Genomic DNA, 24,071 nt, shown 5'->3' on the forward strand with positions numbered 1-24,071 from the left:
CTCTTTAGGGGGTGTCTCTTTAGATCACGATCAGTTCGGCACGCAAACTGCCCGAGCTTTTGAGGGCTTCGAGGATGGCGATCAGAGCCGAAGGTGTGGCACCCACTTGGTTGACTGCATCGACCACCTGGCGCAAGTCCACGCCGGGTTGGAACAGGAACATCGGATTTTTGGGTTCAGACACGGCAATGTCGGCGTTTTGTACGGCAGCCGTTTGACCGCGTGAAAACGCATTGGGTTGAGAGACTTCGTTGGTCGCCGAAATCGCCACAGAAATCGTGCCGTGGGCAACGGCAGCTGCCGTCACGCGCACGTTGCGGCTGATGACCACAGTGCCGGTGCGCGAATTGACCACCACGCGAGCGGGTGGATCGCCAGGCACGACGTCCAGGTTTTCAACCATGCTCATGAACGCCACGCGTTGCGACATGTCGCTGGGGGCCTTGATCGCAAAGGACATGCCGTCCAGCGCCGTGGCGGTGCCTTGACCGAAACTCTTGTTGACGGCATTGACGATGGCGGTGGTGGTGGTGAAGTCCGACTCGCGCACGTTCATGACCACATGGTCAGATTTTTCAAAGGGCGTGTCGACGATGCGCTCGACGGTGGCGCCACCTGGGATGCGGGCCGATGTGGGCACGCCGATGCTGACTTTCGAGCCTGCGGCGCTGGTTTCCACGCCCGTGGCAGTCAGGGCACCTTGTGCCAGGCTGTAAATTTCGCCATCGACACCGCGCAGGCTGGTGAGCAGCAAATTGCCGCCGCGCAGGCTGGTGGCCTTGCCGATGGCCGAGACGTTGATGTCAATTTTTTGGCCTGGCTTGGCAAAACCGGGCAACTCGGCGGTGACCATCACGGCGGCCACGTTCTTGATGTCGATCTTGCCGCTGGTGGCGTTTTGTTCAAAGTCAGACAGCGGGCCGTCAATGCCGACACCCAAACGGGCCAACATGGATTTCATGCTTTGGGCCGTGAACGACACATCCGAGCCATCCCCCGTGCCTTGCAAACCGACCACCAGGCCGTAACCGATCAGCTGGTTGGTACGGCCAGCGGCGACCGATGCCAGGTCCTTGACGCGGTCAGCCCAGGCCGAGCCGGACAGACACAGCAACAAAAGAAGGGTGAAGAGGGGGGATTTCATGGAGTTTCCAGCGTTTCGTTGGCTCAGAAGGGCCAGAACTTCATCAGGGCGTTGGTGCCCCAACCGGCTTTGGCCGCGTTGGCCATGTCGCCTGTGCCGCGGTAAGCGATCTGGGCATTGGCCAAACGGCGCGATTGCACGGTGTTGTTGGGCGAAATGTCTTCGGGGCGGATGATGCCGCTGACCTGGATGATTTCGGCACCCTCGGTCAGGGCCAGTTGTTTTTCGCCGCGCACCATCAGGTTGCCATTGGCCAGCACATCGACAACGGTCACCGAGACATCGCCGATCAGGCTGGCTTTTTGGTCAGCCTCGCCGCCGCCCACGCTTTCGATGTTGGCTTTGCTCAAGTCCACGCCGCCCATGACGCCATTCAGGGTCGTGCCCAGAATTTTGGTGGGCAGGTGCATGCCTTGCACCCGGGCATTCAAACCGTTGGGATTGCCGACAGCAGAGGGAATCACGTCGTTCTTGGCGGCCCGCTTGACACTGCCGCTTTGGGTGCGGCCCGCTTGGGTGGACTCGTTGAGCAAGACGGTGATCACATCGCCCACGTTGTAGGCACGCACGCGACCAAACCAGTTGTCGCTTTGACGTCCGTTGTAAATGGCACCGGTGGCCATTTTGGGTTTTTCGACAGCGACCGGCAGGACCGGGGCGAACTGCGGCGAATGGGCCATGGGCGCGTTCGTCGATGAGCAACCGCTCAGACCCAGCGCCAAAGCGATGCCAGCCAAAGAAAAGGGAAGTGTTTTGTTCATGGTGCGCCGCTTACATGTTGTTGTTCAAGAAGCGCAGCATGCCGTCCACAGCCGAGATGGCTTTGGAGTTGATTTCGTAGGCGCGCTGGGTCTCGATCATGTTGACCATTTCCTCCACCACGTTCACGTTGGACGCCTCCAGCGCCCCTTGCATGAGCTGACCCGCACCTGCCACGCCGGGCTGACCCACTTGGGGTGCGCCGCTGGCGGTGGTTTCTTTCATCAGGTTCTGGCCAATGGATTGCAAACCGGCAGGGTTGGCAAAACGGGCGATCTGGATTTGACCGATGATCTGGCTGCCGCCACCCGCCGCAGCTTCAATCGACACGGTGCCGTCCTGGCCCACGGTGATGCTGGCCACGTTCGCGGGAATGGTGATGGGCGGTTGCAGTGCTGCGCCGTTGGCCGTGACCAATTGGCCCGTGGCCGACAGCTTGAATCCGCCATCGCGGCTGTAGGCGGTGGTGCCATCGGATTGGGCGATCTGGAAAAAGCCTTCGCCTTGCACAGCCAGATCGAGCGCATTTTTGGTGGTCACCAAGCTGCCTTGGGTGTGTGTCTTTTCAGTGGACACAATGCGCACACCCGTGCCCAGCATCAAGCCCGTAGGGGACTGTGCGTTGGCGCCCACCTGGGCGCCGGGTTGGCGCAGGTTTTGGTAGAGCATGTCTTCGAATGAGGCCCGGTCGCGTTTGAAACCGGTGGTGTTGACGTTGGCCAAGTTGTTGGAGATGACCGACATGCGCGTTTGTTGCGCGTCCAGGCCGGTTTTGGCAATCCACATTGATGCATCCATGGGGGGCTCCTGTCAGTGTTTAGGCGGTTTTCATCATGGAAGCACCCGACTCGTCGAGCGTCTTGGTTTCCTTGATGATGCGAATTTGGGTTTCGAAGCTGCGCGATTGGTCGATCAGCCGGGTCATGGCCTCAATGGCGCTGACGTTGCTGCCTTCCAGCGCCTGAGGAATCAGTCGGGGTGGCGTGTTGCCGGCCGGGATGTCGGCACCGTCGGCTTGGCCGTCGACTTTGAACAAACCATCCGAGCGGCGGCCGAGCTTGACATTCGAGCCATCGCGCAAGCGCAACTGGTCGATGAACACGGAAGGGGCTGCGCCCACTTGTGTCGGGTCTTTGGCGTAGACCGAGCCATCGGGGTTGATGGAAACCATCATGCCCGGTGGCACGGCGATGGGGCCACCTTCTCCGAGCACCAGATGGCCAGAACCATTTTCCAACTGACCTTGCGGGTTGACCTTCAGGTCGCCCCGGCGTGTGAAGGCCAGGTCGCCATTGGAGGCTTGCACCGCCAGCACGGCTTTTTCAGCCAAGGCAATGTCCATCGGCCGGCCTGTGGCCATGATGGGGCCGGGTTCCAGTCGAATCAGGTCACGGGCCACGGCTTGGGCCTGGAACCGGGAGTCAAAACCCGGGCCTTCCACTTTGACCGATTGCAGGGCCACGTCGTAGCTGCTTTTGAAGCCCACCGTGGACACGTTGGCCAGTTCATTGACCAGCACCTGGCGAGCAGTGGCCTGCTCCTTGATGGTGGCGTTGGAAGTGAAAACAAGGCGGTCCATGGTGTTTTTCTCAGGTGTTCGGTCAGGCGTGCTTCAGTGCATCAAGAACGGATGTTGATGATGGCGCTGGTCATCGTGCTGCTGGTCTCGATCGCTTTGGCGTTGGCCTGGAAGTTACGCTGAGCGGTGATCAGGTCCACCAACTCTTGCGTCAAGTCCACGTTGGCGCGCTCGGTGGCACCGGCACGGATGGTTCCGAAACCGGCCGATCCGGCTTCGCCCACTTTGGCTTGACCCGAAGAGGCCGAAGCCAGGTAGCTGGCATCACCCACTTGGCGAAGACCTGTGGGGCTGGAGAAGTTGGCCAGCACGATCTTGCCCAGTGAGTTTTGTGAGCCGTTGGAGTAGGTAGCGTTGACGAGACCGTCCACGCCGATGTCCAAGCCCATCAAGTCACCTTCTGGTGCGCCATCTTGCGATTGCGACAGCACGGCAAAGGAGCTGGAGTATTGGGTGGACTGGGTGAAGTCAATCGACATGGTCAGCGCGCCTTTGCCGCCTTGCAAGAACGCTGTCTCGAAACCCATGGGTTTGATGGGGGAGATGGGCTTGCCCGTCAGGTCGAAAGTCAGCTCGCCACGGTCCAAAAACACGGGCCACCAGTCGTTTTTGGTGTTCAGATCGGTGATGTCCTCGGTCTGCTTGCCGTTGCGCACATATTGCAGCGCGCCGTTGTCGGTGTTTTGGGCCAACTTGATCCACTGGGTGGTTTGGCCAAAACGCATTTCGGTGTTGGCCAAACCCCAGTCGGGGTGACCTGTGACCTGGATGGACGCTGCATCACCGGTGGTGCCGGTGGTGAAGACCATTTGTTTGGCCTTGGCGTCCCATTTCACGTCCACGCCAGCCACTTCGCGTTTGCTGATGGGGTCTACGATTTTGTTGATTTTTTCTTTCAACTTCGCCGCCAGCGTGTCCATCGAGTAGCTGCCTGTGTCCACGGTGATCTTGGTGGTGATGCCGTCCACCGACACCGTGAAGTCGTTGTTGGCCTCGACCACGGCAACGTTACCTGAGGTGTTGATGGTCATGGTCTCGCTGGTCATGGTGGCCGGGTAGCTGGGCTTGCCGCGCTGCGCGCTGTCCAGCGAGCTGGGGGTTTGCAGCAGGCCAGCGCCCGCCGCGTCTGCCGTGATGCCCAGCAAGTTGTTGGACAGTTTTTGCGCATCGGTGTCGCCGGTGCCCGAGGTGGTTTCGACGCGGATGTTGGAGCTGTCACCTGTGGAGCCCGAGTTGAAGGTGAAACGGCCCGAGTCAGGGTTGAAGCCCAAGCTGATGCCGTAACGTGCATTGACTTTCGGGTCGAATTCGTCTGTCAAAGCGTCATCGGGCGTGTCGGGCAGTTTGCCCATGACGTTGTTGATCTGAACTTGCAGATTGCGCGCCAGCGTGGAGGGATCTTGGTCAGCGCTGGTCAGCTCATAGCTGATGTTGGTCAGCGGGGAGTCGTCCACCGACAACTTGAAGGACATGGTGTTGCCCACCTTGAAATCGGTGGCCGTCGCGGTCGGGCTGGTCGTGTAAAAACCAGAGTTCGCATCAAAAAAGCTGCTGTTGAGTGTGCCGCCCACAGCCGGTGCTGGCGTGGAGTTGCGCACGTCGGTCAGCTGGTCCAGCGTGTACATGGCGACAGTGCCGCTGGGTGGGGTCACCGAAGGGTCGGACTTGGGGCGGATGTCGCCGTATTTGTTGACGAACAGCTCGGAGCCGGTGCTGTTCGATGCTTGCTGCAGACCCGGTTTGACTTGGGTGTCGCCCACAAAAAACTGGGATTGCCACTTTGAGAATGGGCTACCAGGACTGGCGTTTTGGGTCTTGGTGTAATAAACCGTGGCCAGGTAACCGTTACCGCCGCTGTCGTACACGGTCAAGGCGGTGCTCTTGTTGTAAGTGGCGGGGTTGCTTCGGTCAAAGTCGGCCAGGATCACAGGGGAGTCGGCCGGCAGGTTCAGGCCCAGCTGGATCTTGGTGGTTTCTCGGGCTTCGCCCGATGTCTTGGGTGGGATGACCAGCGGCGACAAGCGTTGCAGGTCGGCCTTGCCGGACGAGTCCACCGAGGCGGCCAGCAGGCGTTGGCCCGTGGAGTTGACCACGTTGTTCTGGTCGTTCAGGGTGAAGGAGCCGTTGCGGGTGTAAATGTCTTGCAGACCATCTGGCGTTTTGAGCGGGAAGAAACCGTCACCCGTGATGGCCAGGTCCAGCGAGTTGCCCGACGTCGAGATGTTGCCCTGGCTGAATTCCTGGCTCACCTGCTTGAGCGAGACGCCCTGACCGATGTTGCTGGACGATTTTTGCAGTGGCGAGGTGGAGAAAATGTCGCCAAAGTCAGCCCGCGAGCGCTTGAAGCCCGAGGTGCCCACGTTGGCAATGTTGTTGGAGGTGACGGCCAGCTGGGCGGTGGCTGAGTTCAGTCCGGTGAGCGAGGTGTAAAAAGACATGCTGTTGGGCTCCTGAGATGCGGGGGTATGAGGTGTCTAGGGGAAATGGCGTGTAACGGTCGCGCGGTTTAGAGGCCTACGCGCTTGACATCGCTGAGCAGCAAGGTCTTGCCGCCATCGACTTCAACGCTGACACTGCCGTCGGCCGGGTTGGTGGCGATGGCGCGCACGGTGGACAGGGTGCTGACCGGGACCGGTGTGGTCTGGCCATTCACCACGGCCACAGCGCTCAGGCGGTACAAACCGGTTGGCACGGGGTTTTCAGCCGCGTCTTTGCCATTCCATGTAATGGGTGTGGTGCCCGGCATTTGAGGTCCGGCGATCAGCTCTTGCACCAGACGTCCCTGGTTGTCGAGGACATTGATCTGCACCCCGCTGGCCCCCATGGGCAAGTCGATGCTGGCGTCCATGCTGCTGCCCGATGTCAGCAAGGTGGCGGCATCGTTGATGGCCACTTTTTTGCCGATGAGCGAGGCACTGTTGAGCATGCGTTCGCCCGACATGGAGCCCACAAACTTGTCCAAAGAGCCTTGCATGTTGGTCAGTGCTTCGAGCTGCGAGAACTGAGCGAGCTGGGCCACAAAGGCTTCGTTTTTGACGGGCTCCAGAGGGTTCTGGTTTTGCAGTTGGGCGGTGAAAAGGGTCAGAAAGTCCTGTTTGCCCATTTCCTCGCTTGTTTTGGATTTGGCCTTGTCTTTCACGTCTTCGTAGCGGGTGACGTTTTGGAGCAGGCTGGAGGAGCTGACGGTGTCGGTGGCCATGAGGTGCTTTCTGATCAGGCTTTGGTGAGGTCCAGCGTGCGCATCATCAATTGACGCGCCGTGTTGATCACCTCTACGTTGTTTTGGTACGAGCGGGCCGCAGCCATCATTTCCACCATTTCGGTGACTTCGCTCACGTTGGTTTGGTAGACATAGCCTTGCTCGTCTGCCAACGGGTTTTTGGGGTCCGAGACCCGGCGCGGTGGTGCGGTGTCGTCGGCCATCCGATCGATCTTGACCCCGCCGACATAAGAGGCCCCTGCGTTGGTCATTTGTTCGTCAACCAGCGCCTTGAAGACCGGGCGTTTGGCGCGGAAGGCATCTTTTTCTGATCCGGCGACGGTGCCCGCGTTGGCCAGGTTCGAGGCCGTGGCGTTCATGCGGGTCAGCTGCGCGTTCAGCGCTGTGCCGGCAATGCCAAAAATGTTGTCCATGCTCATGTTCAATCTCCTCGCAGGGCTTTGCGGATGCCGCTGACCCGGTTTTCCAGGAAGTTCAGCGTGGCCTGGTAGTCGGCAGCCGCTTTACCGTACTGGGCTTGTTCAACGCTCATCTCGACGGTGTTCCCGTCAAACGAAGAGTTGAAGGGGGTGCGATACCGCATGCCATCGGGGCTGAGTTCTTCGCCTGCGCCAAAGTGTCCGGCGTTGGTCGCTGCCATCGCGTTGTTTTGCTGTTGGGCTGCACCCATGACCGCCTTGAAATCGATGTCGCGGGCTTTGTAGTGCGGTGTGTCGGCGTTGGCAATGTTTTGCGACAACACTTCCAGGCGGCGGCTTTTGACTTGCAAAGCTTGTTCATGCACGCCAAGTGCTTGGTTCAACAAATTCATCTGGACTCCTGGGCTACGGTCTTGGATTCGATGGTCACGGTTCGTCGGTCTTTTGACGCTGACCCCTCAAGTTGAGCGGTCTCGGGTCGATTGATGCAAAAGCTGTGCCAAGTATTTGTGTCACCTTTTGACGGGGTGTTCAGGGGGGAACCCGGGCTCTCATATAGTGGGGCGGCAATGTTTGGTCGTCTGCGGCAAGGGTTTGCCGGTGCGGCCATGGGGCGCTGTCGGCTTGGGTTGGTCCTGTTTTTGCTTTACACCATCCCATCAACCGACTGTCAAAACTTCTACACCGATATGAAATACGCTTTGCAAATGCTGTGCCGCCTGCTGGATCTCTTGATCGCCCGTGGACTTTTGCTGGGCCTGGTGGTGTGGCTGTTCAGTGCACCTTCCTTTGCGGCTGGCCCTGCCAAGCCTGGGGCAAATGCAGCTTCCCCCCTGGACGCGCTGCAGCTGTCAGTGAAAAACTGGGTGGCCCAATCGCGAAAAGTTTCTCCCGAGCAGGTGTCTTTGGCCCCTCTGGATGCCCGCGTCAAGGTGCGCACTTGCGACAAAGCCTTGGCCATGGACTTGCCTTTTTCAAGCGCAGAGACCGTGCGTGTGCGCTGTAGCCAACCGGTTTGGCAGCAATATGTGCGCGTCAGCGTTGCGGGCAAAGCCCCAGAGACCTTGGCGCAAACCAAAGCGGTCATGCCAGTTGAACCTGCCAAGCGTTGGGTTCTGGTGGCCAGCATGCCCTTGCAGCGGGGCATGACGCTCAACGAAACTCATGTTCAGCGCGCTCAGGTCGATGCTTCCATCATGCCTGTGAATGTGCTCGAACAAAGCTCTGAAGTCCTGCATGCCGAAGTGGTGCGGGATGTGCGCCCCGGCGAGCCCCTGCGAAGCCACGACATTCGGCCTACGGTGTTGGTCAAAAGAGGCCAAATGGTTCTTTTGTCTGTGGGGCAAACGCAGGGTTTTCAAATCTCCGCCCGGGTGGAGGCGATGCAAGACGGACGCTTTGGTGAACAAATCAAGCTCAAAAACCGCGACTCCGGTCGGGAATTGAGTGGCCGGGTGCAAGGCCCCAACCAGGTGATGGGCTTATAAAGTGGGCTGGACGCTTTTTGTGCGGGAGTCTTGTGCGATGGAATTTGAAAAAATCTGTTTTTTTCCTCAAGTTCTAGAATCTCATGCCGATTCAGTATTCGAGCAGGGTCTCAGCTCAATGTTCAGAGACCAGAAAAGAGAACCATCATGACCGATTCCATCTCTCAGTTTGGCCGTAAAGCCCAAATAGATTCCGCCAGCCGGCAAGCGGTTGCCAAGGGTGAGCCGCGCATGTTTTCGCCAGCTTCCCAGGAAGCGACCCGATCGGCGGCACCCGCCACAGACGAACTGCGACTGAGCAAAGTTGCCCAACAAGCCATGCAAGAGCCTGAATTTGACCGCGCCAAGGTGGAAGCCATCAAGACCGCCATCCAGCAAGGCCAGTACCCCATGGATTCGCGCCGGATTGCCGAGAACTTCGTGGCGATCGAAAAAATGATCAAAGGCTGATCGATCCATGACCGACATGAGCCGATCTGATGAGCCCGATCACCCTTTGGAAGCCGCCTTGCTGGCCGCGCCAGAGGCGGTTGCCCGTCTGTCGGAGATTTTGTCTTTGGAGTTTGAAGCCCTCAAAATTCGCGATCTGACGGCTTTTGAGGCCATTCAGGAAGAAAAAAACAGCCTGTTGCAGGGTTTGGCCAGCTTGGCCGAGTGGGCCGCCGCCCAAACCCCCACCCCCACCGTGTGGCAGCAGCAGCAAGAGAGTTTGCAGCAGAGCAAACAAGACCATTTGCGCAATATCCAGTTGTTGCAGCGACAACTGGAGGCCGTCAAGGGGACCTTGCAGGCTTTGCAGGGCGAGTCGTCCGCCCCCGCCGTGGATTTGTACGACCGCATGGGGCAGCTGGCACGCCGCCCAGGTGCCTGGGGTTACCAGCTGGCCTGAAGGCCATTGGGGCAGGGCCATCGCCAGACGCCACTGTCCGCAGCAACCCCACTGACTGCCCCCACAAACACCAGGGGATTCCCCCTTAGTTTGTCTTTTTCTCATCGCCAGGGCGCATGCCCTTGAGCCAATACACCCACGACAAAATGACCGCCACCGCCGTGTACATCTCGGGCGGAATCTCGGCATCCAGGTCTACGCGGCTGAGCAGGGCCAGCAATTGGGGGTCTTGCGCCACATAAACCCCGTGTTTCAAAGCTTCTTCGATGATTTTTTGGGCGAGATCGTCCTGCCCTTTGGCGCTGATGACCGGCGTTTTGCGCCGCCCGTATTCCAGGGCGATGGCTTCCTTGAGCTGGGATTTCATGTTTGCACGTCCAGCAAGCTGCCCATGTCGGGCGGGGCATAAGGCGTGGGCGTTTTGGGCCCCTGGCCATGGATGATTTGCAGCCGCGTCATGTGCAGCCCGGCGCTGTCGAGTTCCTGCTCCAGATTGGTGGCCATGGCCTGGGCTTTGTTGACCACATCCTCGCGCTCGGCCCACATCACCATGTCGACTTCGGTCTCGTCACTGATGCGGGTTTGCAACCAGAGTTCACCCAGATCGCGGTTGCGGGTGTGCAGGTGGATGACCAGCGGTGGTTTGTCCTGTCCGGGCTGACGTCGGCCACGCACCAGCCGCAGGGCCACGGGCTCGGCGTCGGCAAAAGGCAGCATCATCGAGAACACCCATTCCTGGCCGTTCAAGCTCTCGTTGGCCAGCAGTTGCCGCGACTCGATGTCGTCCAGACTGTCGCTGAGCAAGCTGTCTTTGTCCGTCGCTGTGCCGTTGCGCATCAGTTGCCGCAGCACACTTTTCAGGTCGACCAGTCCGGCCCCCAAGCCTTGGGTGAGCAGGTTTTCGGTCATGAAGCCGCTGCGGCGCATGGCTTGCTGCAGTTTGTCGGGGGTGAGTTGGGCCATGCTGGGGCGTAACTTGAGCCATTGCTGCAAGGCCCCCAACTCGGGTGCCGAGGCGCTCAGCCCTTGCAGCATGCTGTCCAGCACGCCAGGCCTGAGCAGCTGGGCCAGACCTTGCATGTCCGGGGGCCTGAAGCCCAATTGTTCTGTTCGGCCTGGTAGCGGGGCAGCGGCCGGGGGGGCGCTGGCGGCAGGCGCAGGGGCGGCTTGCAGGGGGCGCAGCAAGATGTTGCCGTTGGCCAGCACCTGAACCCGGAACAAGGCGGTGTCGCCCGACGCCATGCGCAAACCGCCCGGCAGGTCTTTGGGCAGGTCAATGTAGGTGCCGTTTTGGGGGCCTTGCAGGTTCAGGCGCAGGGTGTCCAGTTTGGACTCGAGGGTGCCTTGCACCACTTGGCCATCGCGCAAGCCCAGCTCGGCAGCGGTTTTTTCGATGACCAGCGGCAGCTTGCCCTCCAGGTAAATGGTGGGCGTTTTGGGGGTGAGGTGGGCGGTCTCAGCCCCCGTGATCATGCGAAACGGCCTGCTGGAAGGTCAAGGAAAGCGCACCCAGCGGCGCTTGTCGGGCCCAGGCGGCGCATCGGACGCATCGTTTTGTTCGGCAGAGGCCTGAAACAAAGCCGCCGTTTGGGGGTATTGCAACAGGATTTGCTGGCGCAGGGCCTCAGGCGAGGGCAGCACCAGCACCGTGCCAGGCCTGACCGGGTAGGTCCGACCCTTGGGGAAAATGCGCGGGTTGGCTTTGGCCAGCGCCTGGCGCATGAATTCGTCGTTCAAAATCAAGCCAGGCAGACCGCGACGGATCACCGCATCGATGCTTTCGCCTTTTTGAACCGTGATGCTGGTGCCCGAGTGCCCGCCATCGGTCATGGCGGTAGCGGACGAGCTGTTCGCATCGGTCAACGGTGCCGTGAGAATTTTGAGTGCAGAGGCTGCCGCAGCGGAGGTTTCAGCGGCTAGGGCCCAGGCGGGGCAAAACGCCGCGACAGAGACAGCGCCAAACAGCAGACATTGCGCCAGCTGGCGGTGGACCCATGAACCTTTGGCTCGGATGAGGGGCAGGGCGGTCTTGGGGTGTTGTTGCATAAAAGAGCTCATCGTGCCAGTTCAAAGGGGCAAGGCCATCCAATGCCCTTGTGGTGCCAGCGCCGGGCCGGCCAGTTGTTGCAGCTCGGTCCGATCCGGGCCCACTTTGACCACTTGGGCCAAGGCCAAGTGCTGGGTGGCGCCGGGTTCCAGCATCTGACTGGGGATGTGGGCGGGGCTCATCAGCAGAACGCGGTCACCGGCGCGAAGGCCGCTTTCGAAGCCAGCCTGCAGTTGCAGACCCTCCGGGCCGCTGCGACGCACATGGAATTGAACCGGTTCGCACTCGGAGCGCTTGTCCAGTTGCTGCACCCAAGCTTGCATTTTTTGTTGCAGCTGCTCTTTGAGACGGTGCACCCAGGCGCTCGGGTTTTGGCTGGCCGCCAAGGGGTCGATCGCGATGACCTGTTCAATTTGCCAACGCGGCTCGATGGTGCCCGTTGCCGAATGCCGCTCACCCAGCGTTAAGCTCAGGGTCCAGCGCCAGTCGGCTTCGTTCTGGTTCAGGGCATGCCAGGCTTTGCGCACATTGAAGCCTTCATCGGGCGCATGCGGCTTGAGCAGCAGCTCAGCGGTCCAGCCGGTTGGGCTGTCATTGGGGCCAGTCAAGGCCCGCAGGTAGCTGTTGTCAGGGGGCGTCGACTTGATTTGGGCACGCCAGCGCTGCGAGGCTTGCATTTTTTGCGTCCACGTCTGGCTGGCCATGCTCAGCAAGGCCTGGCTGGCGAACTGTTGCGCGCCCATGAAGCCGCCATCCAGGCGTGTCTGGAGCGTCAGGGGCAAGCGCCATGGGCGAGGAGGGGCCTTGCATTCGGTGGCCTTGGTCTGTGCTTCACGCCAGCCCCAGGGCAGCACTTCGGCACTGACTTGCGGCGTGGCGTCTTGTTCATCCTGGAGGTACGACAACACGCGCACGCCCCGAACCTGGGCTTCCGACTGGAAGTGGGCGCTTTCGTGGAGCGCGCCTTTGTCATCGATCCAGGCGCTGCTGAGCACGCGGGTGGGGCGGTCAATGGTGGCTTGCAAAATCGCTTGGCGAATCGCACTCAGCTGGGCTTCGTGCTGTTTGGCCGTGGCGGCACGCGTTGCTGGCTTGGCCGCACTCGTGTTCAATGCCGCATCAGCGCCGGGCCCTGTCATCTGGGAGGTTTGCGCCTGCACTTTCCAGGCAGAGGTGCATAAAATCAGGATGGTCAGGCATTGGCCCAGACGCGTGAACGCGCTGGCCGCAGCAAAGGGCTGTGTGCTTGACGCGAAAGATGCAAAAGGGGTGAACATGGTGTCAGCGGCGGCGTGCGGCCAATTGACTCAGGTAGAGGCTGCGCAGGTCTCTGACCACGTGTTGGTCGAGTGACAAGGTGGTTTCGTACGTGTCGTCACCCACGGGGGCAATGCTGACCAGCACAGCGCCATAAATCACACCCTCGACTTTGGCCCTGAAGGTGTCGCTCATGACGGTCATGTCGGCCACGGTGGTGGTGGCGTCCAGTTGCTGTCCATAAACCTGTTCGGTCAAGGAACGGTAAGCGTCGAGCTTGGATGCCCGGATGGCCAACAGGCGCTGTTGAGCCGGGTTTTTGTGGTTTTGCACGCTGACCACGGCGTAACCCGTGGCCACCAGGGTTTCGCGTTTTTCGACCAAGGGCGTGATCATCGATGCCGGCGCAGCCGTGCCCGCACTGGAGGACTGCCCGGACAAAGGCATGTTTTCACAGCCCGTCAAAGCCAGCAAGCTGAGCAGCGTCAAAGCCACAGATCGGTTGAATGTCATCTTAAAACTCCAAAAGCAAGCACGGCACGCCCCCAAGTGGTCGGCCCAGCTGATTTCTCTTGATGGATGTATCGGCAGCAAGGCCAAAGTCTTGAGCGGGGCACTTGTCAAGCGCAAGCGTCGGACTTTTGCTTGGGATGTGTCGGAAAGTAGACAGTATTGTTGATTTTGATTCTTTTATCTCTAAAGTTATCATTTAATCTTGTTAAAAGTGACATTTATCATTTATAAACGAGGTATTCGCAATTCAACCCACTTTTATCCGACCGTCTTGCTTGTGTGCCACAGGCTCCGAACGATCAGACATTTGACAATCACCCAGCCCTTTCCAGATGAAAACCAACGCCAAACCCCGCATCATTGGTGAAAGTCAGGCCACGCTGTTTCTGCGTGAGTTGATCAAGACTTTGTCGGCTTCTTCTTCGACCGCGCTCATCACGGGCGAGAGCGGCACGGGCAAAGAGTTGGTGGCACAGGCGCTGCACATGCAGGGGCCGCGTGCCAGCGGGCCTTTTGTACCCATCAATTGCGGCGCCATTCCGCGTGACTTGATTGAAAGCGAGCTGTTTGGTCACCGCAAGGGTAGTTTCACCGGTGCGGTGGCCGACCGACTGGGCCGGTTTGAGTTGGCCCATGGCGGCACCCTGTTTCTGGACGAGATTGGCGACTTGCCGATGGACATGCAGGTCAAACTGCTGCGGGTCTTGCAAGAACGTTGTATCTTGCCCGTGGGGGCCTCACGCGAGGTGCCCATCGATGTGCGCGTCGTGGCCGCGACCCACAAGAAACTCGAAGCCGAGGTCGAAGCTGGCCGTTTCCGTGAAGACTTGTACTACCGTATCAATGTTTTGCCGGTCACCACCACGCCCCTGCGCGAGCGCCCCGAAGACGTGGCCGCCTTGCTGAATTTTTATGCCGAGAAACACGCTTTGCCACAGACCAAGGCCGTGCGTTTTTCCCCTGAAATGACGCAGATGCTGCAAGCTTACGCATGGCCTGGCAACGTGCGCGAGCTGTCCAATTTGGTGGACCGTTTCTCAACGCTGTACCCATCGCAATTGCTGCAGATCCAGACGGTGCCGGCTTGCATGATGCCTTTGGGCTTGGCCGCCTTGCAGACCGAATGGCTGGCACGCCACGGCTTGACGGCCAATGCGCTGACTTTCCCACCTTCGCTGAGCACTTCAGCGGCGGTGTCTGTCGTGGTGGAGATGGGCAGCGATGTGGATGGACCTTTTCCATTCTCTGGCGAAGATGACCCGATGGCCCATTTGTTGTCGAGTCCTTCAGGCTCTTTCAGCATGCCCACGAAAGCGCCAAGTCCAGCGCCCCTGGTCGCCTCCAATGACGAGATCAACGACGTAGAGCAGGCGATTTTGCTGGCGCAAGGTATCCAGACGCTGCCGCCGCAGGGCATGTCTTTGAAGCAGCATTTGGTCGAGGTCGAGCGCAGCTTGATCGAGCAGGCCTTGGCCCGCACGCAGGGCAATGTCTCTCAGACGGCCAAGTTGCTGCAGTTGCAGCGCACCACACTCATCGAAAAAATCAACAAGTACGAGCTGCGCAGCGTGGCCTGAAGTGCCGCTGTGCCAAGCAGGCCGGGCTGCTCGGTCGCTGTTCAGAACGGTGGCTTGATCACCTTGGCACAGGTGCCTTTGATCAGTTTGACGGTGCGGCCGTCTTGCAAACTGAGTGATTGCACAAAACTGCCGGTTTTGCGGTCCACCACAAACTCTTCTCCCGTGATCATCACTCCAAAACGCTGGAACATGGCCGGGCGATTGACTTTGAGGCGGGTGCCCACCAGGCTGAGGGTGCCGGCACGGCTTTCCGAGATGGCGATCTTGCCTTGGTACCAGCCAGAATTTTTCTCGAAATCAATTTGGGCCATGGTGATTCGGGAGGGTTCGTTCTCCTTGATCGCCAAGGCCAGCTGACCGTCCAGGTCCAGTTCCAGTTCGCAAATCAGATCGATCACGCCTTTGTTGCCCCCCGGCATGCTGGCAGCTTCCAGCTCGGGGGATGGCGCGCTGTCTCCCATCACGTGCACCAGGCCCCAGACGCCGCCCATCAGCAGCAAGCCGATGGCGATACCGATCGAAGTGTTTTTTAACATGGTTGAACCTCTCGCAGGACGTGTGGTGGCGTGATGGGGCTTGAGATCATCGGTCAATGTCTGCGCGTTGATCTTCAAGCCGCATCACTGGTTGAGCACGGTGATACTGACCCGGCGGTTTCTGGGGTCGGCAGGGTTGCCCGGCACGTTGGGGTTGGTGTCTGCCACCCCCTCGATGCGTGAAAACCGGTTGGCGCTGATGCCTTGGCTTTGCATGAATTGGCGGGTCGCATCGGCCCGTTCAGTCGACAAAGACCAGTTGTTGCGCATGCTCTCCGGCGGGAATCCCGTGCTGTCGGTGTGCCCGCGAATGGCCAGTTTGTTCGGCAATGGCTTGAGCGATTTGGTCACCTCGGACATCAAGGCGGCCGCCTTGGCCCCCATTTCTGCACCGCCCGAGCCATACATGGCGAAATCGGCTTTGTCGATCACTTCAATGCGCAGGCCCTCCTTGTCGCGGGTGATGCTGACTTGGTCCTTGACCTTTTCGAACTGCTTGCTTTCCGACAATTTTTGCTTGATTTCCTTTTCAAGCTTGTCGAAGTTTTCCTTGTCCTGTTTCTGACCGGGCGTGCCGGTGCCGCCACCTTGGCCAGGTGAGCCGGAGCCACTGTCCTTGCCCGGGTCTTGCTCAGAGGGGCCGTCTTTGTTGTTTTCTTCTTTGGACGAGCCAAAGCTTTCTGCCGGACCACCTTGGGCCTGAGGCGTCAAGCGCTCCAGCATGGCCGTTTGTTTGGCGGTGAAAGGAAAACCGTCGGTGTCGATGATGGATTTGCCACCGAACAAACCATTGGAGCCCGCCAATTCGCCGAAAGCAATCTGGCTGTGGGAGGCTGGCCTGAAGTAGTCGGCCACGCTTTTGCGCTTGTCTTCGTTGCTGGCACCCAGGAGCCACATGAGCAAAAAGAAAGCCATCATGGCCGTCATCATGTCGGCCAAGGCGATTTTCCAGGCACCACCGTGTGCACCCGCATGACCATCGTCCGCAATGATTTTTTTGATGACGATGATGGGCCGCAAGGCCTCTGCTGCGGCAGCGGCTTCTGCTGCCGCAACTTCTTCGGGCGTTCCTGTTGCGGGTTTGTCTGCCTCGGCCATCAAGAGCCTCGCATGCCGTCAAAGACCTCAGAGAAGCTTGGCTGGCTGTGGTGCGCAATACAGGCCCGGGCCGACTCGATGATCAGGGGTTGAGGATGACCCTTGAGGTTGCAAACGATCATCTCGCGGATCACGTCGAAGGCTTGCGCATCTTCGTTGATGATCTGGGTCAGACGCCCTGAAAAGGGCTCGAACATGCCGTAGGCCAAAAACACGCCCATCAAGGTGCCCACGAGGGCGGAGCCGATCAGCCCGCCCAGCACGGGCGGTGGTTGGTCAATCGCACCCATGGTCTTCACCACACCCAGCACGCAGGCCACAATGCCCAGCGCAGGCAAGCCGCCTGCAATGCCCGCCAAGGCGGCGGGTGCCAGCAGGGCTTCGTGGTGGTGAACCTTGATGGCTTTTTTCATCAGATCGTCCAAAGCATCGGCGTCCAGGTTGCCCTGGGAGATCACCATCAGGCGCAATGGATCACAGATCATCTGGACAATGGAGTGGTCTTTGGCCAGTTTGGGGAATTCACCAAAAATCGGGCTGGAGTCGGGGTTTTCAACGTGAGATTCCAAGGCCACAACGCCTTCTTTTTTCATCACGGTTTGCAATTTGCCGATCAGGAGCATGAGGGCCAGATAGTCGGCTTGGTGCCATTTGGGGCCTTTGATGCACTGACCGATACCGCCCATGGCGGCCTTGAAAACCGGGAAACTGTTGGCGACCAAAGAAGCGCCAATGGCCGAGCCGGCAATGATGATGAACTCGAACGGCGCAGCCTTGATGATGGGTGCCATTTTTCCGCCGGCAAAGACGTAGCCACCAAACACCGCAATGAAAACAACCGCTAAACCGACAAAGAAAAACATGGTGGCCCTTTAAATCTAGACAATGCACCAAATACCGATGCACCAACCCAGTGTCCATTGAAAAACAAAGTCCATCAAATTGCCCAACACCAGGATGGGCAAACCCAAATACACCGCCCCCCATGCCCAACCAGAAGCCGTCAAGCGGGCTTTGGGTATGTCATGGCCAAGGATGGTCTGATCTTTGTGTGTTGGCATGATCAGTATTTTCCATTGACACCGGTGTTCATCGGCAACAAATGGGGTATCTTGAGTTGAATTTGAAAAATTTACCTATTATGACGATATGAATGTGAGATGGGAGCATTTGCCGCAGGCCGAGTGGGAAGAATTTCACGCCTTGCATCACGGCGCTTTGCAGCAGGCCTGGGCCTACGGTGAGGCCTTGACTTCGCTGGGTGTGACCATGTTGCGGGCCATGGTCTGGCAGGATGATCGGCTGGTGGCCATGGCCCAGTTCATGTGCAAACGCATGCTGGGCTACATTTCCTTGGCTTCGTGCACACGGGGCCCTGTTTTTTCCCCTGAGGTCAGCCCGGTTCAACGCGCTGAAATTTACAAACGCCTGCGGCAGTCGATCCCGTTGCCGCGCCTGAAAGTGGTGTTGTTTTCGCCTGACCGCACAGCTGACCAGGTGGACCGTGCCGAAACCCGTGGAATGTCGCGAGTCATGACAGGTTACGCCACTGTGTTGCTGGATTTGAAAGCGCCGCTGCCGACCTTGAAAGCCCATTTGGAGGGCAAGTGGCGCAACCGCTTGAACAAGGCGCTGTCGAACGACAAGATACGGGTCCATGTGCAACCGAGTCTGAAGCGCTGCGAATGGTTGCTGGGCAAGGAGTTGGATCAGCGGGAGGCCAAAAAATTCCATGGCTTGCCGACCGAATTTGTGCAGGCCTACATCGCCGCTGCGGCGGATCACCGCCAGGCGTTTGTTGTGGCCTATGCCGAGCTGGGCAAGAACACCATGGGCGGTATGCTGTTTTTGATCCATGGCCGTGTCGCCAGTTACCATATGGGCTGGGCCGACGACGAGGGCCGCCGGCTCAATGCCCACAACGCGCTGTTGTGGGAGGCCATGGCTTATCTGCAGGGCCAGGGCATCGAGGTGCTCGACTTGGGCGGTGTCAACACCCATGATTTGCCCGGCATCTCGCGCTTCAAATTGGGCACCGGCGGTCGTGCCGTGACGCTTGCGGGGACTTATTTTTGAGAAGAAACATGACTTTGCCAGGGTTTTCAATGCGCGCTTCAGTTTTGAGTGGTTTGGTCGGCTTGGCCTTGCTTGGCGGCCTCATGCCGGCTTCGGCCCTGGCCTGGACCCGCATTGGCGAAACACCCGAAGTGACGCTTTACGTCAACCGCAATTCGATTGAGAAAGAAGACAACGTTCGCCGAGTCTGGGAAATGCAGGATTTGAAAACCCCTGACGCCGAAGGCGTGCGGTCCAGACGTTACCTCAACGAGTACGACTGCAATTACAAGATGCACCGCATCGGGCAAATGACCAGCTTTGCCGGCCCCAAAATGTCCGGCCAGAAAATCGCCAGTGTCGACGATATGGGGTATTGGCGAAAAATCCCGCCCAATGGGGTTTTTGTGCTGACCTACATCGCGGTGTGCATCGAGTAAGCCTTCGCCCACCCGATGCCACGCAGGTCGCTGACCCGATCAGGGCTTTGTGGCCGATGGGGCTGTGGCGTTAGGCGAAGGTGCAGGGGCCTCGCCCGGCTTGGGTGCCACGTACCTGGGGAACTGTACGGCGCGCTCGCGTGAGGCGCTGGCATTGTTCTTTTGTACGGTCTCCAGGTAACGCTCTTTTTGCAGCGTCACCAAGGCTTCGACATCGCGCTTCAAACCATCGACATTGCCAACGGCTGATTTGAGCGATTTCACCTCGTTGCCCAAGGATTGGACCGCGTTGGCCTGGGTTTGCAATTTTGAATGGATCCCCTGAACCTGGCGCATCACCGAGTCGCTGCTGGCGGCCACTTGCTTGGCGGTTTCGCTGGGCACCTTTTGAACCAGACTTTCGGACTGCTTGAGGGAGGCGTCAATGCGTCCTTCGATCTGGCCTTGTGATTTGGTCAAGGCCACTTGCTGGGCCGCCAGTTCTTTCACGCTTTGGTTAACCCCTTCCAGGGATTCCATCCCTGAGTTGAGTTCAACCACGCGCTTGCCCACGGCCATGAGCATGGCATCGAGCTGGTTGATGCGGCTGACCAGGCGCACGCCCATGATGAGAAAGAAAATCAGGCTGACGATCAGCACACCGCTGGTGATGGCCAGCAAGAGACGTGCTTTTTTGTGACCCTCGTCGGTGAGTTCTTTGAAGTCGGCCGTGGTTTGCCGCAGCTGGCTGCTGACGTTGGCGGCAGCTTCGGCCGATTTGGTGGCCAAGTCTGCCGAATCCAAAACCACTTGGGCCAAGGATTGGTACTGTTGGTAAGCACGCTGGTCTACCGTGATGCCTGCGTGCTGAGGCGGTTTGGGGACCGCATGCGCCATGGGCGGTGCGGCCACTGGTTCAACGTGGGGAGCCGGATTTTCAGGGGCGTGCGATGCTGCCGTGCTGACGGTCACCGATGCCGCTTCGCTGTGCTCGGCTTGCGAAGTCTCTTGCGGTTCGGCGGCGGGCGTGAAAGTGTTCTCGCTCATGGTTTCTTTCCTCGGGCTTTGATGGGGGTCTTCAGTTTTTGGAGTTGCTCATCCAAAAGTGAATTGCGTGTTCTCAGTTTGGCCAAACGGTTTTTCACCGGGCTGTCTTGTTCCCACAGGTCCATTTCATCGAGGACCGGGGGCGCTGGCACAAGCGGGTTTTCCGGGGGCAGGGACGCTTTGACGGCTTCAGGGCTTGGCGCCACCTCTGGCGTTTTCAGGCGGACTTTGGCGCGAGGCTTGGTCGGTGTGCGCTTGGCGGCTTTGACCGGCGCAGGGGGGGCTTCTGCAGGGGCAGGCGCGCTCACCTTGACTTCAACTTTGGCTTTTGCCGCAGGCTCTTTGGCCCCCGCCACTTTGCGGGACTTGTGCTCGGCCACATTGGAGCCCGCCGTCATCTTGACGGCATGGGGCGATTCGTTGCGCAGGACTGTGTTCTTTTTCATCGGTGTGCTTTCATCGCTCAGGTCGGGCTTTTCAGCAGTTCTTGCAAGCCGCGCGTGGGGCGAACCCAGCTTCTCGGGATGCCGGGGCGCTTGGAAGCCTCGTAGCCTTGGTTCAACTCACTGAACGGACCCGAGACGATCACGAAATGGGCCAGTTTTTCGCCGGGGCGATAGGCCGCGATGATCTTGGCGTCTTTCAGGGCCGGGTGTTTGCGTTGGATGTCCAGAACTTTTTCATAAGAGCTGGCGGTGCCGTGCTGCAGCAAGAAGCTGCTGGCGTCCAGTTGCTTGAGCCAGGCCTGCGCTTGCAAGGTGGCCTCAGGGGCCTCGATGGGGGTCTCCGGCGGGGTGACGGCCATGGGGGCCTGCGTGCGTGGGGTGTTTTCAGGCGAGACGGTCGGTTCAGCCGCAGGCTGCGTGGCCGCCAGCTGAGGGCTCTTGAGGGGGGCTGCCGTGACGGGCTTGCCCGATTTCAGGCCAAACGCTTCGGGTTGAATCCACAGCATCATCAGCGTGGACATGACCAGCGCGAAGGCAATGCCCAGCGCCAGCTTGCTGTTGTGCCGAAGCCAGTCTGTGGCTTGGCCCAAGCGCAGCCCCTTCAGGGACTGGATGGCGGATGCACCGCGGTGCTGAAAAGCGTTGACCTTGTTTTTGAGGGCCGACGCCGGGGCTCGTTCGGGCTCGGCGCTGGCCGCGACGGCGGGCAACACCGGGGCATGGAAGGGCATGTCCAGTTCCGGGCGTTGCTGGCGCTGGATGCGCTGGATCAATTGCTGCACCGCGTTGAAGTTGCCCTCATGGCGGGCTTGGTCCAGGGCGGCCTGCGCTTGTTCTTCGGTGGGCGCTTCGATGTCCCAGCGCAAAATTTTCCGACCAAAGGCCGACAGGGGCGATTTGGCGGCATTGGCACTGCCCGACATCAACAAGATGGCCCGGATGTTGGCCCCCGGAAAGTTCTGGATCAGGCGCGCGAGCAACTGGATTTCACTGTCCGGCAAGCTTTGGGCGTCATGCACCAGCCAGATTTGCGCCTGGTTCGGGGTGGACGAGGCTTTGACGGCCTGGTTGAGCGACTGGCTGGCCAGCACTTCGTTGAAGCGGCCGAGCAGGGAGTCGGTGTTGGCCGGAAAGTAGACCTCGATCCGGTGGTCCGGCGCTTGTTGGCGCAAGCGGCTGAGCAGCAGGTTGACGTAGTGGTCGAGCAAGGCCTCAAACGGGCAGTAGAGCGCCAGGCTCAGGCCTTCGTGGGCCACGGCGTTGGCGCAGCCATCGATCCGCATGCGGTCGGCCGCACGAAATACGTAATGGTTCAAGGCGTCGTTCTCGGGATGGATCTGGATGTTCATGCGCGGGCTCCCGCTTTCTCAAGGCGACTGCCGTCAGGATTGAACAGCATGCTGGGCGGAACTTTGACTCGGGGTTTGGCTTGTGGCGGGTTCATGGGCGATGCCGCCTCCAGGCTGAAGACATAGGCAATGACCTGGGCCACGGCGTGGTACAGGTCTTCGGGCACTTGTTGTTCGACTTCGGTGGTGAAGTAAATGGCACGCGCCAGCGGGGCGGCTTCAAACAGGTACACGCCGTGGGCCTTGGCTTCTTCCCGAATGAGCGCGGCCATGTGGTCCGAACCCTTGGCCACCATGACGGGCGCGCCATCGCCCGTGGGGTCGTATTCGAGCGCCACCGCGAAGTGTTCCGGGTTGGTGATCACGACGTCGGCATCCTTGATCCGCTGCATCATGCGCGAGTTGGCCATCTCGCGTTGGCGGCGGCGGATCTGGGCTTTGACCTCCGGGCTGCCTTCCATCTGCTTGTACTCGTCTTTGACCTCTTGTTTGGTCATGCGCATGCGTTTGTTGAACGAGTATTTCTGGTACGGGACATCGATCAAGGCGATGACCGCCAGACTCAAGGCGACCCACAAGGCCGACTTCATGATCATGACCCCGGCCGCAGAAAGCGCAGGCTCCAGCCCCATTTGGCCCATTTGGATCAGGCCGTCCATATTGGACATGAGTGACCACCACAGCACGGCCGAGACGAGGGTGAACTTCAGGACGGCCTTGCCCAGCTCCACGGCAGCGTGTGCGCCGAAAATGCGTTGGAGCCCGCTCATCAGGCTGAGCTTGGAGCCCTTGGGCGCGACGGCTTGTAGCGAAAACAGGTAACCGCCCGTCACGCCCGAGGCCACAATGGCCGCAATCACGGTGAAGACCATGATGGGCATCACGGTCACGAAGGACGACAGCAGTTGGTCGCCAAAGTGCGCGGGCAGCAACAGGGGTTTGTTGAGGGTGGTGCGGTCAAACACAAAGCCATTGGAAAAAATCGTCGCCATGCGCGTGACCAGCCAGCCGCCAGTCGTCAACAGCATCATCATGGCGCCGATCACGATGACCGCCGCCGGCAACTCTGAAGAGCGGGCGACCTGACCGTCTTCCCTTGCCTTGCTCAGTTTCCTGGCCGTCGGCTCTTCTGTTTTGTCCTGATCCGAGCCTTCAGACATGGGGCACTCCCATCACGTCACGGACCACGGTGAAGCCCTGGACCCACAGCCATTCAATGCGGGCACCGATGCTTTCCATCGAGATGATCAGGATCAGGAAGCCCGCGATGATCATTGCGGGAAAGCCGACCGCAAAAATGTTCAGGCTGGGCGCAGCGCGGGTGACCACGCCCAGCCCGATGTTGATGAACAACAGCGAGACCATGACGGGCAGGGCCATCAGCACAGCCCCGAGAAACACCATGGAACTCCACTGAAGCACGCGCCCGTAGACGTTCTGGTTCAGGATGGAGGTGCCAATCGGCAGGGAGTAAAAGGATTCGGAGATCAGCCCCAGCATGATGGCGTGGCCACCAAAGCCGACAAAAATCAGGGTCGACATGACGATCATCAGCTGGGAGATCACGGGCACGTTGCCCATGTTGGGGTCCATCATGTTGGCCATGGACAAGCCCATGGCGGCGGCAATGCTTTGGCCGCCCACCACCATGGCCGCCACCACCACTTGCAAGATGAGGCCCATGACCGAGCCGATCATGAGCTGGTTGAACACCTCGACCAGCCCAGGGGCGGTGGAGGGGTCCAGCACAGGCCAGCGGTGCAGCGGATAAATCAGCCAGGCCAGGACCAAGGCCATCAAGACGCGCAAGCGCACATTGAAGGCATTGATCGAGAAGATCGGTGCCGTGATCATCAAGGCCGAGATGCGCAACATCGGCCACAAAAAGGTGTAAAACCTTTCGACGATGTCGGCTGCCAGGAAGTTCATGGTGAAGACGGTCCGCGTTCAGGAGAACAGGGTCGGGATGCGCTGGAAAATGCTGCGCGTGAAGTCGATCAGGGTGACCAATTGCCAGCTGCCAAAAATCAGCAAGGCGAGCGCCAACGCAATCAGTTTGGGGATGAAGCTCAGCGTCGATTCGTTGATCGAGGTGGCGGCCTGGATGATGCCGATCACCAGGCCGACGGCCAGTGCAACGCCCAGCAAGGGCGCCGAAACCAGTACGGCGGTCCACAGGGCGTGTCGCGCCAGATCAATGACCATTGCGGTGTCCATGGTGCGCTCC

General features: G+C 59.5%; 29 protein-coding genes. 6 read left to right on the plus strand and 23 right to left on the minus strand.

Annotated features, from left to right (window positions below):
- Positions 1–19: 19 nt before the first annotated feature.
- The 8 genes from B9Z33_RS08910 to flgB form a co-directional block, all read right to left on the minus strand.
- Positions 20–1,144, minus strand: coding sequence for a flagellar basal body P-ring protein FlgI (locus B9Z33_RS08910; protein ID WP_108286648.1), 1,125 nt, complete (start codon positions 1,142–1,144; stop codon positions 20–22).
- 23 nt (positions 1,145–1,167) lie between these two features.
- A complete protein-coding gene (locus B9Z33_RS08915) occupies positions 1,168–1,905 on the minus strand; it encodes a flagellar basal body L-ring protein FlgH (protein ID WP_108286649.1) in 738 nt (245 codons plus the stop codon).
- A gap of 10 nt (positions 1,906–1,915) precedes the next feature.
- Complete coding sequence (gene flgG / locus B9Z33_RS08920; RefSeq protein ID WP_199220316.1) at positions 1,916–2,701, minus strand: flagellar basal-body rod protein FlgG; 786 nt, start codon at positions 2,699–2,701, stop codon at positions 1,916–1,918.
- Between the two features lie 19 nt (positions 2,702–2,720).
- The gene (locus B9Z33_RS08925; protein WP_108286651.1) at positions 2,721–3,482 is read right to left on the minus strand and encodes a flagellar basal body rod protein FlgF; all 762 of its coding nucleotides are present in this window, start codon (positions 3,480–3,482) and stop codon (positions 2,721–2,723) included.
- A gap of 41 nt (positions 3,483–3,523) precedes the next feature.
- Positions 3,524–5,920 carry a flagellar hook-basal body complex protein gene (locus B9Z33_RS08930; RefSeq protein WP_108286652.1) on the minus strand — a complete coding sequence of 799 codons (2,397 nt, stop codon included), beginning with the start codon at positions 5,918–5,920 and terminating at the stop codon, positions 3,524–3,526.
- A gap of 68 nt (positions 5,921–5,988) precedes the next feature.
- On the minus strand, positions 5,989–6,681 hold the full coding sequence (locus B9Z33_RS08935) for a flagellar hook assembly protein FlgD (protein ID WP_108286653.1): 693 nt from the start codon (positions 6,679–6,681) through the stop codon (positions 5,989–5,991).
- A 14-nt stretch (positions 6,682–6,695) separates the two neighbouring features.
- Positions 6,696–7,121, minus strand: coding sequence for a flagellar basal body rod protein FlgC (gene flgC, locus B9Z33_RS08940; protein WP_108286654.1), 426 nt, complete (start codon positions 7,119–7,121; stop codon positions 6,696–6,698).
- Between the two features lie 2 nt (positions 7,122–7,123).
- A complete protein-coding gene (gene flgB, locus B9Z33_RS08945; RefSeq protein ID WP_108286655.1) occupies positions 7,124–7,513 on the minus strand; it encodes a flagellar basal body rod protein FlgB in 390 nt (129 codons plus the stop codon).
- A 297-nt stretch (positions 7,514–7,810) separates the two neighbouring features.
- On the opposite strand from flgB, the gene flgA reads away from it, so the two are divergent.
- The 3 genes from flgA (at position 7,811) to B9Z33_RS08960 (ending at position 9,497) form a co-directional block, all read left to right on the plus strand.
- The gene (flgA, locus tag B9Z33_RS08950; protein WP_108287074.1) at positions 7,811–8,608 is read left to right on the plus strand and encodes a flagellar basal body P-ring formation chaperone FlgA; all 798 of its coding nucleotides are present in this window, start codon (positions 7,811–7,813) and stop codon (positions 8,606–8,608) included.
- 147 nt (positions 8,609–8,755) lie between these two features.
- Complete coding sequence (gene flgM / locus B9Z33_RS08955) at positions 8,756–9,058, plus strand: flagellar biosynthesis anti-sigma factor FlgM (RefSeq protein WP_108286656.1); 303 nt, start codon at positions 8,756–8,758, stop codon at positions 9,056–9,058.
- A 16-nt stretch (positions 9,059–9,074) separates the two neighbouring features.
- Positions 9,075–9,497 carry a flagellar protein FlgN gene (locus tag B9Z33_RS08960; protein ID WP_233252776.1) on the plus strand — a complete coding sequence of 141 codons (423 nt, stop codon included), beginning with the start codon at positions 9,075–9,077 and terminating at the stop codon, positions 9,495–9,497.
- Positions 9,498–9,582: 85 nt separating this feature from the next.
- Here the strand turns inward: B9Z33_RS08960 and B9Z33_RS08965 are convergent, their stop codons facing one another.
- From B9Z33_RS08965 to B9Z33_RS08985, 5 genes are read right to left on the minus strand one after another with little or no spacing between them, the layout of a single operon-like run.
- Positions 9,583–9,864, minus strand: a complete 282-nt coding sequence (locus tag B9Z33_RS08965) for an EscU/YscU/HrcU family type III secretion system export apparatus switch protein (protein WP_108286658.1) — start codon at positions 9,862–9,864, stop codon at positions 9,583–9,585.
- Positions 9,861–10,970: a flagellar hook-length control protein FliK gene (locus B9Z33_RS08970; RefSeq protein ID WP_108286659.1), complete on the minus strand. Its 1,110-nt coding sequence runs from the start codon at positions 10,968–10,970 to the stop codon at positions 9,861–9,863. Before B9Z33_RS08970 ends, B9Z33_RS08965 begins: the two co-directional genes overlap by 4 nt.
- 21 nt (positions 10,971–10,991) lie before the next feature.
- The gene (locus B9Z33_RS08975; RefSeq protein WP_108286660.1) at positions 10,992–11,543 is read right to left on the minus strand and encodes a hypothetical protein; all 552 of its coding nucleotides are present in this window, start codon (positions 11,541–11,543) and stop codon (positions 10,992–10,994) included.
- Positions 11,544–11,564: 21 nt separating this feature from the next.
- Positions 11,565–12,821 (minus strand): hypothetical protein, encoded by a 1,257-nt coding sequence (locus tag B9Z33_RS08980; RefSeq protein WP_108286661.1) that lies wholly within the window; start codon positions 12,819–12,821, stop codon positions 11,565–11,567.
- A 4-nt stretch (positions 12,822–12,825) separates the two neighbouring features.
- The gene (locus B9Z33_RS08985; protein ID WP_108286662.1) at positions 12,826–13,314 is read right to left on the minus strand and encodes an LPP20 family lipoprotein; all 489 of its coding nucleotides are present in this window, start codon (positions 13,312–13,314) and stop codon (positions 12,826–12,828) included.
- Positions 13,315–13,646: 332 nt separating this feature from the next.
- Between B9Z33_RS08985 and B9Z33_RS08990 the strand changes: the two genes are divergently transcribed.
- On the plus strand, positions 13,647–14,891 hold the full coding sequence (locus B9Z33_RS08990) for a sigma-54-dependent Fis family transcriptional regulator (protein WP_108286663.1): 1,245 nt from the start codon (positions 13,647–13,649) through the stop codon (positions 14,889–14,891).
- A gap of 41 nt (positions 14,892–14,932) precedes the next feature.
- On the opposite strand, the gene B9Z33_RS08995 is transcribed toward B9Z33_RS08990, so the two are convergent.
- From B9Z33_RS08995 to B9Z33_RS09010, 4 genes are all read right to left on the minus strand, one after another.
- Entirely contained in the window at positions 14,933–15,430 is a 498-nt protein-coding gene (locus tag B9Z33_RS08995; RefSeq protein WP_108286664.1) for a hypothetical protein, read from the minus strand.
- 84 nt (positions 15,431–15,514) lie between these two features.
- Entirely contained in the window at positions 15,515–16,528 is a 1,014-nt protein-coding gene (locus B9Z33_RS09000) for a flagellar motor protein MotB (RefSeq protein ID WP_108286665.1), read from the minus strand.
- Positions 16,528–17,391: a flagellar motor stator protein MotA gene (gene motA, locus B9Z33_RS09005; RefSeq protein WP_108286666.1), complete on the minus strand. Its 864-nt coding sequence runs from the start codon at positions 17,389–17,391 to the stop codon at positions 16,528–16,530. The genes B9Z33_RS09000 and motA overlap by 1 nt, the downstream gene beginning before the upstream one ends.
- 15 nt (positions 17,392–17,406) lie before the next feature.
- Positions 17,407–17,589, minus strand: coding sequence for a hypothetical protein (locus B9Z33_RS09010; protein WP_108286667.1), 183 nt, complete (start codon positions 17,587–17,589; stop codon positions 17,407–17,409).
- A gap of 88 nt (positions 17,590–17,677) precedes the next feature.
- On the opposite strand from B9Z33_RS09010, the gene B9Z33_RS09015 reads away from it, so the two are divergent.
- Together B9Z33_RS09015 and B9Z33_RS09020 are read left to right on the plus strand one after the other, a co-directional pair.
- Positions 17,678–18,604 carry a GNAT family N-acetyltransferase gene (locus tag B9Z33_RS09015; RefSeq protein WP_108286668.1) on the plus strand — a complete coding sequence of 309 codons (927 nt, stop codon included), beginning with the start codon at positions 17,678–17,680 and terminating at the stop codon, positions 18,602–18,604.
- A gap of 8 nt (positions 18,605–18,612) precedes the next feature.
- A complete protein-coding gene (locus B9Z33_RS09020) occupies positions 18,613–19,023 on the plus strand; it encodes a surface-adhesin E family protein (protein WP_108286669.1) in 411 nt (136 codons plus the stop codon).
- A 39-nt stretch (positions 19,024–19,062) separates the two neighbouring features.
- Here B9Z33_RS09020 and B9Z33_RS09025 read toward each other — a convergent pair whose 3' ends face one another.
- Genes B9Z33_RS09025 through fliQ form a run of 6 tightly spaced genes read right to left on the minus strand, consistent with a single transcriptional unit; the run spans position 19,063 to position 24,061 of the window.
- Positions 19,063–20,049, minus strand: coding sequence for a hypothetical protein (locus B9Z33_RS09025; RefSeq protein WP_108286670.1), 987 nt, complete (start codon positions 20,047–20,049; stop codon positions 19,063–19,065).
- Positions 20,046–20,495 (minus strand): hypothetical protein, encoded by a 450-nt coding sequence (locus tag B9Z33_RS09030; RefSeq protein WP_108286671.1) that lies wholly within the window; start codon positions 20,493–20,495, stop codon positions 20,046–20,048. Before B9Z33_RS09030 ends, B9Z33_RS09025 begins: the two co-directional genes overlap by 4 nt.
- 17 nt (positions 20,496–20,512) lie before the next feature.
- Complete coding sequence (locus B9Z33_RS09035) at positions 20,513–21,844, minus strand: hypothetical protein (protein ID WP_108286672.1); 1,332 nt, start codon at positions 21,842–21,844, stop codon at positions 20,513–20,515.
- Positions 21,841–23,004 carry a flagellar biosynthesis protein FlhB gene (gene flhB / locus B9Z33_RS09040; protein WP_108286673.1) on the minus strand — a complete coding sequence of 388 codons (1,164 nt, stop codon included), beginning with the start codon at positions 23,002–23,004 and terminating at the stop codon, positions 21,841–21,843. Before flhB ends, B9Z33_RS09035 begins: the two co-directional genes overlap by 4 nt.
- Positions 22,997–23,773: a flagellar biosynthetic protein FliR gene (gene fliR / locus B9Z33_RS09045; RefSeq protein WP_108286674.1), complete on the minus strand. Its 777-nt coding sequence runs from the start codon at positions 23,771–23,773 to the stop codon at positions 22,997–22,999. Before fliR ends, flhB begins: the two co-directional genes overlap by 8 nt.
- Before the next feature lie 18 nt (positions 23,774–23,791).
- Positions 23,792–24,061, minus strand: a complete 270-nt coding sequence (gene fliQ / locus B9Z33_RS09050; protein WP_108286675.1) for a flagellar biosynthesis protein FliQ — start codon at positions 24,059–24,061, stop codon at positions 23,792–23,794.
- Positions 24,062–24,071 lie beyond the last annotated feature (10 nt).

Source organism: Limnohabitans sp. T6-20 (assembly GCF_003063505.1).
GTDB lineage: Bacteria > Pseudomonadota > Gammaproteobacteria > Burkholderiales > Burkholderiaceae_C > Limnohabitans_A.

Excerpts from the sequence above, each read along its gene's own strand:
- flgB (WP_108286655.1), bottom strand. The coding sequence starts at position 7,513 with ATGAATTTGTTGAACCAAGCACTTGGCGTGCATGAACAAGCTTTGCAA.
- B9Z33_RS08975 (WP_108286660.1), bottom strand. The coding sequence starts at position 11,543 with ATGCAACAACACCCCAAGACCGCCCTGCCCCTCATCCGAGCCAAAGGT.
- flgC (WP_108286654.1), bottom strand. The coding sequence starts at position 7,121 with ATGAGCATGGACAACATTTTTGGCATTGCCGGCACAGCGCTGAACGCG.
- B9Z33_RS09010 (WP_108286667.1), bottom strand. The coding sequence starts at position 17,589 with ATGCCAACACACAAAGATCAGACCATCCTTGGCCATGACATACCCAAA.
- B9Z33_RS09000 (WP_108286665.1), bottom strand. The coding sequence starts at position 16,528 with ATGGCCGAGGCAGACAAACCCGCAACAGGAACGCCCGAAGAAGTTGCG.
- B9Z33_RS08995 (WP_108286664.1), bottom strand. The coding sequence starts at position 15,430 with ATGTTAAAAAACACTTCGATCGGTATCGCCATCGGCTTGCTGCTGATG.
- B9Z33_RS08925 (WP_108286651.1), bottom strand. The coding sequence starts at position 3,482 with ATGGACCGCCTTGTTTTCACTTCCAACGCCACCATCAAGGAGCAGGCC.
- flgM (WP_108286656.1), top strand. The coding sequence starts at position 8,756 with ATGACCGATTCCATCTCTCAGTTTGGCCGTAAAGCCCAAATAGATTCC.
- B9Z33_RS08960 (WP_233252776.1), top strand. The coding sequence starts at position 9,075 with ATGAGCCGATCTGATGAGCCCGATCACCCTTTGGAAGCCGCCTTGCTG.
- B9Z33_RS09020 (WP_108286669.1), top strand. The coding sequence starts at position 18,613 with ATGACTTTGCCAGGGTTTTCAATGCGCGCTTCAGTTTTGAGTGGTTTG.
- B9Z33_RS09030 (WP_108286671.1), bottom strand. The coding sequence starts at position 20,495 with ATGAAAAAGAACACAGTCCTGCGCAACGAATCGCCCCATGCCGTCAAG.
- B9Z33_RS08965 (WP_108286658.1), bottom strand. The coding sequence starts at position 9,864 with ATGAAATCCCAGCTCAAGGAAGCCATCGCCCTGGAATACGGGCGGCGC.
- flgG (WP_199220316.1), bottom strand. The coding sequence starts at position 2,701 with ATGGATGCATCAATGTGGATTGCCAAAACCGGCCTGGACGCGCAACAA.
- B9Z33_RS08915 (WP_108286649.1), bottom strand. The coding sequence starts at position 1,905 with ATGAACAAAACACTTCCCTTTTCTTTGGCTGGCATCGCTTTGGCGCTG.
- B9Z33_RS09035 (WP_108286672.1), bottom strand. The coding sequence starts at position 21,844 with ATGAACATCCAGATCCATCCCGAGAACGACGCCTTGAACCATTACGTA.
- B9Z33_RS09015 (WP_108286668.1), top strand. The coding sequence starts at position 17,678 with ATGAATGTGAGATGGGAGCATTTGCCGCAGGCCGAGTGGGAAGAATTT.
- flgA (WP_108287074.1), top strand. The coding sequence starts at position 7,811 with ATGAAATACGCTTTGCAAATGCTGTGCCGCCTGCTGGATCTCTTGATC.
- B9Z33_RS08910 (WP_108286648.1), bottom strand. The coding sequence starts at position 1,144 with ATGAAATCCCCCCTCTTCACCCTTCTTTTGTTGCTGTGTCTGTCCGGC.
- B9Z33_RS08990 (WP_108286663.1), top strand. The coding sequence starts at position 13,647 with ATGAAAACCAACGCCAAACCCCGCATCATTGGTGAAAGTCAGGCCACG.
- fliR (WP_108286674.1), bottom strand. The coding sequence starts at position 23,773 with ATGAACTTCCTGGCAGCCGACATCGTCGAAAGGTTTTACACCTTTTTG.
- B9Z33_RS09025 (WP_108286670.1), bottom strand. The coding sequence starts at position 20,049 with ATGAGCGAGAACACTTTCACGCCCGCCGCCGAACCGCAAGAGACTTCG.
- fliQ (WP_108286675.1), bottom strand. The coding sequence starts at position 24,061 with ATGGACACCGCAATGGTCATTGATCTGGCGCGACACGCCCTGTGGACC.
- motA (WP_108286666.1), bottom strand. The coding sequence starts at position 17,391 with ATGTTTTTCTTTGTCGGTTTAGCGGTTGTTTTCATTGCGGTGTTTGGT.
- flhB (WP_108286673.1), bottom strand. The coding sequence starts at position 23,004 with ATGTCTGAAGGCTCGGATCAGGACAAAACAGAAGAGCCGACGGCCAGG.
- B9Z33_RS08930 (WP_108286652.1), bottom strand. The coding sequence starts at position 5,920 with ATGTCTTTTTACACCTCGCTCACCGGACTGAACTCAGCCACCGCCCAG.
- B9Z33_RS08935 (WP_108286653.1), bottom strand. The coding sequence starts at position 6,681 with ATGGCCACCGACACCGTCAGCTCCTCCAGCCTGCTCCAAAACGTCACC.
- B9Z33_RS08970 (WP_108286659.1), bottom strand. The coding sequence starts at position 10,970 with ATGATCACGGGGGCTGAGACCGCCCACCTCACCCCCAAAACGCCCACC.
- B9Z33_RS08980 (WP_108286661.1), bottom strand. The coding sequence starts at position 12,821 with ATGTTCACCCCTTTTGCATCTTTCGCGTCAAGCACACAGCCCTTTGCT.
- B9Z33_RS08985 (WP_108286662.1), bottom strand. The coding sequence starts at position 13,314 with ATGACATTCAACCGATCTGTGGCTTTGACGCTGCTCAGCTTGCTGGCT.